The sequence below is a fragment of the Allobosea sp. GW823-FHT01F03 genome (assembly GCF_058798075.1).
The window spans coordinates 3674049-3687935 of sequence record NZ_CM179505.1 but is presented as its reverse complement, the minus strand read 5'-3'; the positions used below and the strand labels follow the sequence as shown (position 1 = coordinate 3687935).

At 68.4% G+C, this 13887-nt stretch carries 15 protein-coding genes; 2 read left to right on the top strand and 13 right to left on the bottom strand.

What is annotated here, in order from left to right; translation table 11 throughout:
- Nucleotides 1–19 precede the first annotated feature (19 nt).
- Nucleotides 20–331 carry a DUF1272 domain-containing protein gene (locus tag AC3RCC_RS17715; protein ID WP_291638873.1) on the top strand — a complete coding sequence of 104 codons (312 nt, stop codon included), beginning with the start codon at nt 20–22 and terminating at the stop codon, nt 329–331.
- 296 nt (nt 332–627) lie between these two features.
- Here AC3RCC_RS17715 and AC3RCC_RS17710 read toward each other — a convergent pair whose 3' ends face one another.
- The 13 genes from AC3RCC_RS17710 to AC3RCC_RS17650 all read right to left on the bottom strand — a co-directional run bounded on the left by AC3RCC_RS17710 (nt 628) and on the right by AC3RCC_RS17650 (nt 12837).
- The gene (locus tag AC3RCC_RS17710; RefSeq protein WP_492256087.1) at nt 628–1668 is read right to left on the bottom strand and encodes an amino acid ABC transporter permease; all 1041 of its coding nucleotides are present in this window, start codon (nt 1666–1668) and stop codon (nt 628–630) included.
- Nucleotides 1665–2828: an amino acid ABC transporter permease gene (locus AC3RCC_RS17705; RefSeq protein ID WP_492256086.1), complete on the bottom strand. Its 1164-nt coding sequence runs from the start codon at nt 2826–2828 to the stop codon at nt 1665–1667. Before AC3RCC_RS17705 ends, AC3RCC_RS17710 begins: the two co-directional genes overlap by 4 nt.
- Before the next feature lie 180 nt (nt 2829–3008).
- Entirely contained in the window at nt 3009–4037 is a 1029-nt protein-coding gene (locus AC3RCC_RS17700; protein WP_492256085.1) for an amino acid ABC transporter substrate-binding protein, read from the bottom strand.
- Between the two features lie 106 nt (nt 4038–4143).
- The gene (locus AC3RCC_RS17695) at nt 4144–4476 is read right to left on the bottom strand and encodes a hypothetical protein (RefSeq protein WP_291638869.1); all 333 of its coding nucleotides are present in this window, start codon (nt 4474–4476) and stop codon (nt 4144–4146) included.
- 26 nt (nt 4477–4502) lie between these two features.
- On the bottom strand, nt 4503–6050 hold the full coding sequence (locus AC3RCC_RS17690) for a serine hydrolase (protein ID WP_492256084.1): 1548 nt from the start codon (nt 6048–6050) through the stop codon (nt 4503–4505).
- A 148-nt stretch (nt 6051–6198) separates the two neighbouring features.
- Nucleotides 6199–6963 carry an ABC transporter ATP-binding protein gene (locus tag AC3RCC_RS17685; protein WP_492256083.1) on the bottom strand — a complete coding sequence of 255 codons (765 nt, stop codon included), beginning with the start codon at nt 6961–6963 and terminating at the stop codon, nt 6199–6201.
- Complete coding sequence (locus tag AC3RCC_RS17680) at nt 6960–7973, bottom strand: FecCD family ABC transporter permease (protein ID WP_291638866.1); 1014 nt, start codon at nt 7971–7973, stop codon at nt 6960–6962. Before AC3RCC_RS17680 ends, AC3RCC_RS17685 begins: the two co-directional genes overlap by 4 nt.
- Before the next feature lie 4 nt (nt 7974–7977).
- Nucleotides 7978–9012, bottom strand: coding sequence for an iron ABC transporter substrate-binding protein (locus AC3RCC_RS17675; protein ID WP_492256082.1), 1035 nt, complete (start codon nt 9010–9012; stop codon nt 7978–7980).
- Complete coding sequence (gene tsaA, locus AC3RCC_RS17670) at nt 8999–9478, bottom strand: tRNA (N6-threonylcarbamoyladenosine(37)-N6)-methyltransferase TrmO (protein ID WP_291647063.1); 480 nt, start codon at nt 9476–9478, stop codon at nt 8999–9001. Before tsaA ends, AC3RCC_RS17675 begins: the two co-directional genes overlap by 14 nt.
- A 19-nt stretch (nt 9479–9497) precedes the next feature.
- Nucleotides 9498–10307 carry a molybdate ABC transporter substrate-binding protein gene (locus tag AC3RCC_RS17665; RefSeq protein WP_492256081.1) on the bottom strand — a complete coding sequence of 270 codons (810 nt, stop codon included), beginning with the start codon at nt 10305–10307 and terminating at the stop codon, nt 9498–9500.
- Between the two features lie 4 nt (nt 10308–10311).
- The gene (locus tag AC3RCC_RS17660; RefSeq protein WP_492256080.1) at nt 10312–11187 is read right to left on the bottom strand and encodes an ABC transporter substrate-binding protein; all 876 of its coding nucleotides are present in this window, start codon (nt 11185–11187) and stop codon (nt 10312–10314) included.
- A 202-nt stretch (nt 11188–11389) separates the two neighbouring features.
- Complete coding sequence (locus AC3RCC_RS17655) at nt 11390–12130, bottom strand: ATP-binding cassette domain-containing protein (RefSeq protein WP_492256079.1); 741 nt, start codon at nt 12128–12130, stop codon at nt 11390–11392.
- Between the two features lie 5 nt (nt 12131–12135).
- Complete coding sequence (locus AC3RCC_RS17650) at nt 12136–12837, bottom strand: ABC transporter permease (protein WP_465247205.1); 702 nt, start codon at nt 12835–12837, stop codon at nt 12136–12138.
- Between the two features lie 106 nt (nt 12838–12943).
- On the opposite strand from AC3RCC_RS17650, the gene AC3RCC_RS17645 reads away from it, so the two are divergent.
- On the top strand, nt 12944–13834 hold the full coding sequence (locus AC3RCC_RS17645; protein ID WP_291638861.1) for a substrate-binding domain-containing protein: 891 nt from the start codon (nt 12944–12946) through the stop codon (nt 13832–13834).
- Nucleotides 13835–13887 lie beyond the last annotated feature (53 nt).

Sequence of the window (13887 nt, the reverse complement as noted above, 5' to 3'; positions counted from 1 at the left end):
GGCCCGCCGGAGGACGACGATGCTGGAACTGCGCCCGAACTGCGAACTCTGCGACCGTGACCTGCCGCCGGCCTCGCTTGAGGCGCGGATCTGCAGCTATGAATGCACCTACTGCGCGGAGTGCGCCGAGCGGGTGCTGGAGAACGTCTGCCCGAGCTGCGGCGGGGGCTTCGTCCAGCGTCCAATCCGCCCGGTCAACGATCTGCGCGGCATCGGGCTCGGCCTCGCCAACCGCCCGGCCTCGACCACCCGCAAGCATTCGAAATGGACGCCAGAGCAGCGCCGCGAGTTGACGCAGCGCCTACGGGCGGTGCCGCCGCAGGAGCGGTAAGGGGCGAGCGGCTGTCTCGGTCGCAGAAGTCCCTTCGGAACCGCTCCGTCATTCCGGCCGCAGCGGAGCGGAGTGCCGGAATCCATCGTACGAAACGGCGATCGACGATGGGCTCCGGATCGGCGCGGCTTTGCAGCCTGTCCGGAATGACGCTCTCCCCATATGGTCAAAAGAGCAGAAAATATTTGCGATTTCAGATATTTACGCCAGAATTCGGAATCTATCTCTTATCGATCGCGGAGACGGACGCCGCTCTCCTGGGAGCCCCGTTCGTCGGCTCATGCCTTGCGAAGACCTCACCGTCCCCGCTTCGTCTCCAGGCTGCGGCTCCAGCGCGACAGCGCAAAGCAGATCAGCCAGTAGATACCGCCCGAGAACACATAAGCCTCCATGTTCATGCCGACCCAGTTCGGATCGGCGAGCGAGGCCTGGGCGATGCCGAGCAGGTCGAGGATCGAAACGACGAGGACCAGCGTGGTGTTCTTCACCAGTGCGATGAACTCGTTGGTGATCGCCGGCAGCGAGATCCGCAGCGCCTGCGGCAGGATGATGAACGAGGTCGCCTTCCAATAGGTCAGGCCGAGAGCGGTTGCGGCCTCGCGCTGGCCCTTGGGCAGGGCCTGCAAGCCGCCGCGCACGGCTTCCGCCATATAGGCGGCGATGCAGAAGCCGAGCCCGATCACGGCGCGCGCCAGCCGGTCGACGCCGATGCCGGTGGGCATGATCAGCGGCAGCAGCAGCGAGGCGAGGAAGATCACCGCGATGATCGGCACGCCGCGCCAGAACTCGATGAACAGCACTGCGATCAGCCGGATGACCTTGAGTTCCGACTGCCGGCCGAGCGCCAGCAGGATGCCGAGCGGGATCGCGATCAGGCTGGCATAGATCGAGATGAAGACGGTCAGCATCAGCCCGCCCCATTCGCGCGTCTCGATGGCTCTCAGGCCATATCCGCCGCCGAGCAGCCAGACGCCGAGCAGCGGCAGGATGACGAGCGCGGCAAGGCCGAGGCGCAGCCTCAGCCGCTGCGGCGCGAAGACGACGGCGCCACCGCCGAGCAGGAAGGCGAGCCCGGCGAGATTCGGCCGCCAGCGCTCCTCGATCGGATAGAAGCCGTACATGAACTGACCGAAGCGGGCCTTGACGAAGACCCAGCAGGCGCCGGTGCCGGTGCAGTCATTGCGCGTCTGCCCGTTCCATGTCGCGTCGATCAGCGCCCAGCGGATGATCGGGGTCGCGATCCAGGCGATGGCGGCGGCGAGCAGCAGCGTCACCACCGCCGTCACCGGCGTGCCGAACAGGCGCTCGCGCCAGATGGTCGGGACGCCGGTCCTCATCGCGTCACCAGCGCGATGCGGGCATTGTACCAGTTCATGAAGGCCGAGACGGCGAGCCCGATGACCAGATAGACGGCGAGCGTCATGGCGATGATCTCGATCGCCTGGCCGGTATTGTTGAGTGCCGAGCCCATGAACAGGCTGACCACGTCGGGATAGGCGATCGCGGCGCCGAAGGACGAGTTCTTCAGCACGTTGAGATATTGGTTGGTCATTGGCGGCGTCATCACCCGCAGCGCCTGTGGGATGGTGACGAGCCGCAGCGTCGGGCCGGGCCTGAGGCCGAGCGCCGCCGAGGCCTCGATCTGGCCGTGCGGCACCGACTGGATGCCGCCGCGCACGATCTCGGCGATGAAGCCGGCGGTATAGGTGACCAATGCCGCCAGCAGCGCGACGAATTCCGGGATGACGACGAAGCCGCCGCGATAGTTGAAGCCGCGCAGCACGGGAATGTCCCAGCGCGTCGCCAGCGTCGCCCAGGCAAGCGCGAGGACGGGGACGAGGACGAGCAGCAGCAGGCCGATACGCAGCACTGGCGCGTCGCGCCCGGTCGCTTCCTTGCGACGCCTGGCCCAGCGCAGGAACAGCCAGTGCAGCAGGCAGGAGGCGGCGATCGCGATGAAGGCGTAGCGGAAGTTGGCGCCGGCATCGGGCAGCGGGATGGTCAGGCCGCGATTGTTGAGGAAGGCGACGCCGAAGGCCGACAGGCTCTCGCGCGGCGCGGGCAGGGCGGCGATGACGCCGAAATACCAGAACAGCACGAAGAACAGCAGCGGGATGTTGCGGACGAACTCGACATAGGCGCCGGCCATCGCCTGGACGAGCCAGATCGAGGAGAGCCGGGCGATGCCGATCAGGAAGCCGAGCAGCGTCGAGAGCACCAGCGCGATCGCCGTCACCAGCAGCGTATTGGCGACGCCGGCCCAGAACAGGGAGAGGATGTTGTCGGACTGGGTGTAATTGGTGATGACGAAGGGGACCTCGATGCCGGAGGTCCGCCAGAGGAAATCGAAGCCCGAGGCGATGCCGGCCTGGACCATGTTCTGCGAGGCGTTGCGGATGAAGTAGATCAGCAGCGCCGCAAGTCCGATCAGCAGCGCGGCCTGGTAGAACCAGTCGCGCACCCGCTTGTCGTTGATGAAGGCGAGGGCTTTGCTCACGATCGCAGGCTCGCTGAGAAGGCTGAAAGTGCGGGCCGTCATTCCGGCCGCAGCGAAGCGAAGGGCCGGAATCCATCGCAGGGCGAGGCGCTCCACGATGGATTCCGGAGCTGCGCGGCTAAGCCGCTTGTCCGGAATGACGGCGGTTCCGGCGCCTGAGGCGCAGCCGCCGTCCCGCTCTCACTGGAAGGGCGGCGTGAACAGCAGCCCGCCCTTGGTCCAGAGCTGGTTCTGGCCGCGCTCGAGCTTCAGCGTCGAGCCCATGCCGACGGTGCGCTCATAGCTCTCGCCATAGTTTCCGACCTGCTTGATCACCTTGTACATCCAGTCGTCGGGCAGCCCCATCATCGCGCCGAAGCCGCCCTCGGCGCCGAGCAGGCGGCGGACCTCGGTGTTCTTCGAGTTCGCCTTCATCTCGTCGACGTTCTTGGAGGTCACGCCGAGCATTTCGGCGGCGATGGTCCCGTTCAGCACCCAGCGCACGATCAGCTGCCAGCGCTCGTCGCCCCAGCGTGTCACCGGGCCCTGCGGGTCGTTCGAGATCGGCTTGGTCAGGATGATGTGGTCGTCCGGGACCTTGAGCTTGACGCGCTGGCCGGCGAGGGCGCCGACGCCGGCGGTATAGGCGTCGCAGCGGCCGCTGTCATAGGCGGTGATGGCGTCGTCATTCTTCTGGAAGTTGGTGATGGTGACCTTGAGGTTGCGCTCGCGGAACCAGTCGGCGGCGTTCTTCTCTTCGGTCGAGCCGGCGGCGACGCAGATCGAGGCGCCGTCGAGATCCTCTGCCGACTTCACATTCGCCTTCTTGCGGACGATGAAGGTCTGGCCTTCGTAGAAGTTGATGCCCTGGAAGTTCAGGCCGAGCGTGGCGTTGCGCGAGAAGGTGATGGTCGAGTTGCGCGAGAGCAGGTCGACCTGGCCCGATTGCAGGATCGGCCAGCGCTGCTGCACCGAAGTCGGCGTGAACTTGACCTTGGTGGCGTCGCCGAGCACGGCGGCAGCCAGCGCCTTGCAGTAGTCGACGTCGAGCCCCGTCCACTCGCCCTTGTCATTGGCGAAGGAGAAGCCGGGCAGGCCGAGATGCACGCCGCATTCGATATGGCCCCGCGCCTTGACGGCGTCGAGCGTCGGGCTCGGCGCGAGCTGCTGGGCGAGCGCCAGCGAGGCGCTGCCGGCGAAGATGGCTCCTGCGAGATAGATGGTCTTCATGTCGCTCCCCTGCGTCCTTAGGCGTCATGCGCGGCGCTGGGGCTGACTATGCAACAGGCGCATCGAGAGAGGTAGGGGGGGCGGCAAATCTAGCTGACGTCTTCCGTCACCAGCCGCGCTGGGCCTTGATCGCGCGCTTCTGCATCTCCTTCTGATCCTTCCAATAGGCCTTCTGGTCCTGCCGCTGCATCTCGTAATAGTCGCGGATGCGCTCCTTGCGCGAGGTCGAGTTGCGGTAGTCCTTCCAGTCGTAATGGTCGTCGTGGACATCGTCGTCGCCGAGCGCGTCGAGGAAGTTCTTCAGCAGCGAGCGCGCCGGCTCGACCGGCAGGGCTTGCGTGCCGACCGGCAAGGGCGCGAAGACGGGCGCCGCGATCGCGACCGGCGCGGCCGCGATGAAGGCGGCCAGGCTCAGAATGAGGGCAGGGCGGAGAATCATGTCGGATATCCTCGCTGTGGCCGGCATCACTGTGCCGGCGCTCGGCTGAAGAGATGCGGCAGCTCGGGACTGAGCCAGCGCAGCTGCGTGATCCTGCCATTGTTGTCGGGCTCGAAGCGCAGCCGGGTGAAGGCCTCGCCGCCGCTCATCGCCACCGGGGCGGCAAAGTCGCCGACCGGTGCGAGCGTCGCCGCGAACAGGAAAGGGTCGTCCCGGCTCGCTTCGAGCAGGCCGACTGCCTCGGTCGCCTCCAGTTTCATCTGGAGGTTGCCGTTGACCAGGGTGATGGTCGCCTCGCCGAGGATCGGCGAGACATAGGTTCCGGCGAGGGCGGAGGCATTGGCAGCCAGGGGTCCGGGGACGAAGCCGGCGGCCTCCTTCAGCGCGGCTTCGCGCTTGGCCTTCGCGGCGGCGGCGCCGAGCGCGATATTGTCGACGACGGGATTGCCGAGGACGCGGTCGTAGAACCACATGCCCAACGCGTCCGCCATGCCGCTATTCTCGAGATTGGTCAGGATTACGATGCCGGTCCTGGCATCGGGCAGGAAGCCCGCATGGGCGCCGAAGCCGAAGGTTCCGCCATTGTGCCAGATGACCCGCCCGCGCGGCGTCGCGCTGATGATCCAGCCGACCGCATAGCTGGTCCGCTCGTTCATGGCGACGCGCGGCGTCCAGGTTACGTCGAGATGCTCTTCCGAGACGACGACCTTGCCGTCGAAGATGCCGCGGCCGAGCTGCAGGCGCAGCCATTTCGCCATGTCGGGCACGTTCGAGTTGAGCCCCCCGGCGGGCCCGTGCGCATAGGGGAAGGAGGGATGGAACGGCACCGCGACGGGGGCGGCGTCGAGCCGGTGCCCGGTCGCGTGGTCTGCGGCTTTCTCGATCGCCTCGGCGCTCGCCGTGGTCGATGCCATGCCCAGCGGGTCGAGCACGCTGCGCTTCAGAGAGGCGAACCAGGAGGGCGTGCCATTGGCCTTGGCGACGATCTCGCCGCCGACGATATGCGGGATGTTGAGATAGCGGAAATCGGAACGGAAGGCGCCTGTCTGCGGCGCCGCGCGCATCGAGCGGATCAGCGTTGCCTTGTCGAAGCCGAGCAGGGCGAGAGCGTCATTGACGTAAGGTGTCAGCCCGGAACGCTGCGCCGCGAGGTCGAGCACGCGGAAGTCGCGGGTGATCCAGGGATCGGAGAGCTGGAAGGCGGGGTGATGGTCGATCACCGGGTCGTTCCAGCCGATCCGGCCGGCATCGACCGCCTGCGCCAGCGTCACGCCGAGAAAGGCCTTTGTCGTCGAGCCGACCTGGAACAGCGTCTCCGCGCCCACCGCTTCGGGCTTGCCCTGGGCTTTGACACCAAAACCCTTGGCGTAGATCAGCTTGTCGTCATGGACGATGCCGAGCGCGACGCCGGGCACCGAAAACGCCTTCATGCCGGCGACGACCTGCTTCTCCAGCTCCGGCAACAGCGCTTCGATCGTTGCTTGGCTCGGCTCCTGCGCCTGCACGCCGCTGACGGTCAACGCGCCGGCGAGCGCAAGGCCGCGCAGAAAGGTGGCTCCCAGGAAACGCTTCATCCAGTCGCTCCAGAACATTGAAAAGGCCGAAAATTCGCGGCTAGGAGGCGCGGCGGGCCTGGCAGATGGCCGCAAGCTCGCATGGTCTTGTCTGCCGTTAGGTAAACAGGATCGGGAGATTCTGACCAGATGTTGTGTCGGTCCGGTGTCAGCCCGGCAGGAAGGCGAGCCGGCCATCGGCATCGCGCACAGTCTCGACCGCGCTGCCGTAGAGCGCGACGAGATTATCCGGTGTCAGCAGGGCGGCTGCGGGCCCGCTCGCCAAGGCCCGCCCGTCGCGCAGCAGCATTACCCGGTCGGCATAGCGCAGTGCCTGGTTCGGGTCGTGCGTCGTGAACAGCACGCCGAGCCCTTCCGCCGCGAGGCGCCGGATCTGGGCCATCACCTTGCCTTGGTTGCCGAAATCGAGGCTGGCGGTCGGCTCGTCGAGAATGATGTAGCGCGGTTCCTGCGCCAGAGCGCGGGCGACGAGCGCGAGTTGCCGCTCGCCGCCGGAGATCTCGGTGTAAGGCCGCTTTGCCAGCGCCGCGATCCCGAGCCGTTCCAGCATGGCGCGTGCGACCGCGCGGTCATGCGCGGAGGGGGCCGCGAAGAGCCCGGCATGAGCCGTGCGGCCCATCAGGACGATCTCGGCGACGGTGAAGGCGAAGGTGCCGGCATGGGCCTGCGGCACATAGCCGAGCGCCCGCGCTCGCGCGCCGATACCGAGCGCGGCCAGCGGCTGGCCGTCGAGGCTGAGGCCGCCGCCGCGGGCAGGCAGCAGGCCGAGCAGGGTCTTGAGCAGTGTGGTCTTGCCATGGCCGTTCGGGCCGAGCAGGGCCATCACCTCGCCGGCCTTCAGGGCAAGTTCGATGTCGCGGCCGATCTCGCGCTCGCGATAGCCATAGGCGAGGGCGCTGGCTGCGAGGCTCACGACCAGCCCCCGCGTGCCGAGGCCAGCAGCCAGATGAAGAAGGGCGTCCCGATCACGGCGGTGAGGATGCCGAGCGGGGTCTCGACCGGCGCGGCGGTGCGGGCGAGCGTATCGATGGCGAGGAGATAGCCGGCTCCGAGGATCGCCGCCGTCGGCAGCAACCGGCTGAAATCCGGCCCGACCAGGAAGCGCGCCAGATGCGGCACGACGAGGCCGACCCAGCCGATGATGCCTGCGGCCGCGACGCTGGCAGCCGTCACCAGCGTCGCCGCGGCGACGATGGCGATGCGCAAGGGACCGGTGGCTAGGCCGAGGGCGCGGGCCTCCTCCTCCGGAAGGGACATCACGTTCATCCGCCAGCGCAAGGCGAGCAGCACGCCGGTGCCGACCAGGACCGGGCCGAGCAAAGGCAGGAGATCGGGCCTGGCGGTGCCCGCGAGGCTGCCGAGCAGCCAGAAGGTGATCGCCGGCAGCTGGTTGTAGGGGTCGGCCCAGTATTTGATCAGCCCGATTCCGGCCCCGAGTAGCGAGCCGACGACGACGCCGGTCAGTACCAGCACCAGCACCGGATCGCCGCGCCTGATCGTCGAGCCGACCGCATAAACCGCGCCGACGGCGACGAGCCCGCCGACGAAGGCGGCGAGCTGGATCGCCAGCAGGCCGAGCGAGAGATAGATGCCGATGACCGCACCCAGCGCCGCGCCGGAGGAGGCGCCGAGGATGTCCGGGGAGACGAGCGGGTTGCGAAACAGGCCCTGGAAGGCGGCGCCGGCGACGGCGAGCGCCGCGCCGCACAGGATCGCCGCGAGGACGCGTGGGCCGCGAATGTTCCAGATCACGGTCTCGACCTGCGGCGGCAGATCGGATGGTCTGCCCGAAAGCCATGCCCAGATCGAGCCGATGATATCGCCCGGGCCGACCGGAAACCGGCCGAGCGCGAAAGCGCCGATCACGGCGAGCCCGAGCAGTCCGAGGGCGATCAGGTTGCCGCGCAGGGGAGACGAGGCCAAGGGGTTACCCCCGCCCCGCGAGCACGCGGTCGAGCTGCGCCTCGCTCGGCGTCACCTGGTAGAACAGGCTGTGGAAATCGCGGGCGAGCTTGCGGATATCTTCCGGGAACTGTGCGGGATAGAGCAGCTTCGCCAGCCACCAGAGGCCGATCATCCGGTTGACCGAGGGCGGGAAGTCGACCCAGCCGAAGGGCAGTTTCGGCGAGAGATGCACACGGCCTTCGCGTACCGCTCTGACCCCGGCCCAGCTCGGATCGCTGCGCACGCTCTCGGCGAAGGCAAGGTCGATCGTCACGATCACGTCGGGGTTCCAGGCCAGCACCTGTTCCAGCGAAACCTGGGCGAGGCCGCTGCCCTGCTGATCTGCCGCGACATTGCGGGCGCCGACGAAGCCGAGCGTCTCGACATTGATCGAGCCGCCGAGCCCGGTCTCCAGCCCGCGCGGGCCGCGGGCATAGTAGACGCGCGGCCGCTGCTCGGCCGGGATTGCAGCGATGCGCCCGCTTATCGTCGCCATCGTCTCCTCGCACCAGCGCGCCAGCGTCTCGGCCCGCTCGGAGCGGCCAGTGAGACGGCCGAGGATGCGATAGCTCGCGGGGATCTGAGCGAAACGCCCGTCCAGCAGCGCATAGGGGATGCCGGTCTGCGACTGTACCCGCTCGGCCAGCTCGACATAGGTCCGGCCGGTCGAGCCTGAATCGATGATCAGGTCCGGCTTGAGCTGCAGCACCGCCTCGAGATTGGCACTGTTGCCGCGCCCGGTGATCCGGCCGATCTCGGGCCGGTCGCCAATGCCCGGCAGGAGGAATTCGCGCTCCTCCGGCCGATTGGCGCGCGGCCAGCCGAGCAGCAATTCGGGCGCGAGCGTGTAGATCTGGATCGCCGCCGGCGGGCCGGCCGGGAAGAGGCGCTCGACCTTGCCGGGAACCGGCACCTCGCGCCCGGCGCCGTCGCGAACGGTCGCGGCGTGGGCGAGGCGCGGCGCCGCCAGCACGGCTGCGACGCCTGCCAGCAGGGCGCGCCTGTCAGGGCCCAGCATGGCTTTTCTCCACCCGGGCGGACGAATGCGGGCAGCGCCAGGGCTTGATGTCGACCAGCGGCGTGCCGTCGAGGCAGTCGAGCCCGCGCACGAGCAGGACGCCGTCCTCGACGCCCTCCAGCTTCACCCGCGACAGGGCGATCGGGTTCGGCCGCACCGGCGAGCGCAAGGCGAAGGTGCCGGAGACGGCACCGCCACGCGGCGTCTGCGTCAGCAGATCGCGCCGCGCTTCGTGCATCCAGTAGAGGATGTCGAGCTCGTCGAAGGCCTCGATGCCGAGCAGCGCCGGGCGAAAGGCCGGATCGAGCTCGATCCGGCAGAGCGGCCCATCCTGGCTGCCGCGGCGCGGGCACTGGTCGCGCGTCGCGAAAGGCGTGCGGATGCGGCCGATGAAGACGAGATGCGCATCGCTTCGCTCGGGCAGGGGGGCTTCGGTCTCGCCCGGCCGCGTCGCTTGCCAATCCATGCCCGCCGTCCTGTTTCGTTCAAGGTTCGCCACGCGGCAGTCCGGGCGCCGAGAAACCGTGTTTCGCCAGGATCGTCTGCCCTGCCGGCGACAGGATGAACATGGCGAGCCGGTAGCCGTTTGGCGAGGCGCCGTTCAGCACCGTCAGCCCGTAATCGGCGCCGACCGCGAGCGCAGGCGGCAGGTGGACGAGCCGGATTCTCGGCTGCTCCTGCGCCAAGGGCTGGGCGTTAGTGCAATAGGCCAGGAAGATATCGGCCTCGCCGCTGGCGATCTTGTGGCCGTAGACATTGACGCCTGCCGGCGCCGGCACGCTGGTCGCGCTGCCGGTGAGTTGCAGGGCCTTGGCCTCGAGCGTGGCCCGGGCGCCGGGCTTCACCGCCTCCGCGCGGGCGAAGACGGCGAAAGCATAGTCGCCGGACGGGTCGGCGCGCGGCGTCGAGGTCCCGAGCTTCACCCTGGGATCGAGCAGGCGCTCGAGCAGGGTCTCGCTGGTTGCCGACAGATCCGGCCGGACGAAGGCGCAGAGCTCGTTGCGGGCGAAGAGCACGACCGGCCCGGCACGGTTTGTCCGCGCCAGGGCCTGCGGATGCTCCATATTGGCGGAGGCGAAGACCTCCGCCGCCTCGCCCTTGGCGATGCGGTCATGCAGCAGGCCGGAAGCCCCGTAGACGGGCTTCACGGCGAGCTTCGTCTGCGCCTCGAAGGCCTGCGCGACCTCGGTCAGGGCGCCGCGCAGGCTGCCGGCTGCGTGGAGCAGCACCGGTTCCTGTGCGGTTGCGATCCCGGCCATCAGGCAGACAACACCGGCGAGGGCGAGGCGGCGCACCGTCTCACGCCCCGGCCTGCCCGGCGTTGGGGAAGAAGAGCTGCTGGCCGTCGATCTTGTAGTCGGCGATCGCCTTCTGGCCTTCCGGGCTGGTCAGCCAGTCGGCGAAGAGCTTGCCGTCGTTGAACTTGACGTGCGGATGCTTGGCGAGGCTGACCGACATCACGCCGTACTGGTTGAACAAGCGCTTGTCGCCCTCGACCGAGATCACGAGGTCGCCGCGGTTCTTGAACGAGATCCAGGTGGCGCGGTCGGAGAGCACATAGGCGCCCATTGCGCCGGAGGTGTTGAGGGCGGCGCCCATGCCCTGGCCGATCTCGCGATACCACGGGCCCTTCTGCGCGACGATGTCGATGCCGGCGGCCTTCCAGAGATTGAGCTCGGCGGAATGGGTGCCGGACTTGTCGCCGCGCGAGACGAACGGGGCACCCTTCTCCTGGATCTTCTTCAGGGCGGCGACGATGTCCTTGCTGCCGGCGACGCCGGCCGGGTCGGATTTCGGCCCGATCAGCACGAAGTCATTGTACATCACCGGGCGTCGCTCGGTGGAAAAGCCTTCTTCGACGAATTTCAGCTCCTGCGCCTTGGCGTGGACGAAGACGACATCGGCATCGCCGCGCCTGCCTGTGTCGAGGGCCTGGCCGGTGCCCTGCGAGATGACGCGGACCTCGATACCGGTCTTCGCCTTGAAGATCGGCAGGATATGGCCGAACAGCCCGGAATCCTGGGTCGAGGTCGTCGACGCCACGGTGATGAAGCGGGTTCCGGCCGGCGCTGTCGCGGCCGGTGGCGCGGCGGCGGGAGCCTGGGCGAGGGCATGGCCGGCAAGGCCGAGGAAGAGCCCGGCGGCGATGAGGGAGCGGCGCTGGATCAATGACATTGTTTCATCCCCTTGGTTTCTGTCGGACATGTTCCTTCAGACCTCGTCCTGCGGAGCCTTCCCCGGCCCGGTTTTCGGCCGGCCGATGCAAGCTCCGCGGCGCCTCGAAGGATAGCTCGGCGCGCTGCGGAGCATGCTTCGAGATCTGTCCGCCACCGCTCCTCGGGATGAGGGCCGTGGCTGTGACGGGCGGTGCGCGGCTTCACCACAGCAGCTCTCCTGCCAGGAAGGCACGCGCCTCGGCCGACTGCGGGCCGGCGAAGAAGCTTGCGGCAGCCGCGTCCTCGACGAGGCGGCCGCGATGCAGGAACAGCACCCGGTCGGCGAGGCGGCGGGCCTGACCGAGATCATGGGTCGACATCATCACCGTGATGCCCTCGGCGACGAGGACGGTGAGCAGGTCCTCGATCTGGCGGGTCGCGGCGGGGTCGAGCTGCGAGGTCGGCTCGTCGAGGAAGAGCAGTTCCGGCCGCAGCGCCCAGGCGCGGGCGATGGCGAGGCGCTGTTGTTCGCCACCGGAGAGCAGGCGCGCCGGCTGTGCCGCCCGCTCCGCCAGGCCGAAGCGGGCGAGCGCCTGTTGTGTGCGGACCTTGCGCTCGGCGCCTGCCGTGCCGGAAGCCGCCAGCGCATGGGCGATATTGGCCTCGACCGAGCGGCGCAGCATGATCGGCTTCTGGAACACCATGGCATGGCGCTTGGCCTGCCTTCTGGCGGCGTGCTGGCCGCCCGGCGCGTCCGCCCAGCGCACCGTGCCGCGGCTCGGATTCAGCAGGCCGTGGCAGAGGCGAAGGGTCAGCGACTTGCCGGCGCCGTTGGGGCCGAGCACCACCGTCAGGCCGCCGGCAGGGATGACGAAGCTGTTCGGCTCCAGCAACTGCCTGCCGCCGCCGGAGAAGGAGACGGCGTCGACGGTGAGCGGCAGGATCGAGGTCGCGTCAAGCATGGCGCCTATCCCGCATAGCGTGCGCCGATCCGGCTGGCGCCGAAGGCGACGGCATTGATGGCGAGCGTCAGCGAGAGCAGGACGATGCCGAGGCCGAGCGCCAGCGGCAGGTCGCCCTTCGAGGTTTCGAGCGTGATCGCCGTGGTCATGGTGCGGGTGTACCCGGCGATGTTGCCGCCGACGATCAGCACGGCGCCGACCTCGGCGCTGGCCCGGCCGAAGCCGGCGAGCAGGGCGGTCGCCAGCGAGAAGCGCCCGTCGAAGAGCAGGGTCGGGATCGCCCGCATGCCTTCGAGGCCGACCGAGCGCAGATGGTCGCGATATTCGCCCCAAAGGTCCTCGATCACCTGCCGGGTCAGCGCGATCACGATCGGCAGCACCAGGATGACCTGCGCGATGATCATCGCTGTCGGCGTGAACAAGAGGCCGAGCGGCCCGAGCGGCCCGGAGCGCGACAGCATCAGGAAGACGGCGAGCCCGGCGACCACCGGCGGCAGCCCCATCAGCGCGTTCAGGCAGACGATGATCGCCGAGCGGCCGGGGAAGCGCGCCAGCGCCAGCGCCGCGCCGAGCGGCAGGCCGATCAGCGCCGCGACAGCGACCGCCGTCAGCGTCACCCGCAGCGACAGGCCGACAATGCCGAGGAAGTCGGGATCGAGCCCGACGACCAGCGCAAAAGCCGCCTGGAATACTGCGCTGACCTCCACACCGCACTCCCGCCAATGCCCGCATCCGATTGCAAGCATTTGCAATTGGTAGAGTTCAATGCGACCAAAAGCCAATCTCGTAGCCTGTGCAGGCAGGAACATCTGAATGCAGGATCAGTCCTGGCTGACCACCGAGGAGGCGGCCGCCTATGTCCGGCTCAAGGAGCGCAAGCTCTATGAGCTGGTGGCGCAGGGCGCGGTGCCTTGCACCAAGGTTTCCGGCAAATGGCTGTTTCCGCGCGCCGGCCTCGACCGCTGGCTGGAGGCGGGTCTGGCACGCCCGGAAGGGCTGGAGCCGGCACCGCCACCACCGATCGTCGGCGGCAGCCAGGATTCGCTGCTCGAACTCGCCATTCGGGAATCGGGCTGCGGATTGGCGCTGCTGGCCGAGGGCTCACAGGCCGGGCTCGACCGCCTGCTGCGCAACGAGGTCGCGATCGCGGCGTTGCATCTTCATGCCACCCCCGATGACGAGGCCGCCAACCTCGTCGCCATCCGTGCCGAAGGCATGCTGCACGACGCGGTGGTGATCAATTTCGCCCGGCGCGAGCAGGGTCTGCTGTTGGCACCGGGCAATCCGTTGGGGCTGGACGGTCTCGCCAGCGCCATCGCCAAAGGCGCGCGCTTCGCCCAGCGCCAGCGCGGCGCCGGCGCGCAATTGCTGCTGCAGAGCCTGCTGGAGCGGGCTGGCGTCGGCTCGGGCAGGATGGTTGCGGCGGAGGGCATATGCGCCACCGGCCAGGATCTCGCTCTGGCGATCCGGACCGGCCGTGCCGATTGCGGCATCGCGGCACGCGCCGTCGCCATGGCCTTCGGCCTCGAATTCCTGCCGCTTGTCTGGGAGCATGTCGATCTCGTCATGCGCCGCCGCAGCTATTTCGAGCCGCAAGCGCAGAAGCTTCTCGGCTGGATGCGTGGGCCGGACATGGCGGCGCGCGCCAGGGAGTTCGGCGGCTACGATCTGTCGATCAGCGGCTCGGTCAGGCTCAACCGCTAGATCGCCGCGCGTCCGTTCGGACGCGGTTACGGGGATCTATCTCATTGTTACCG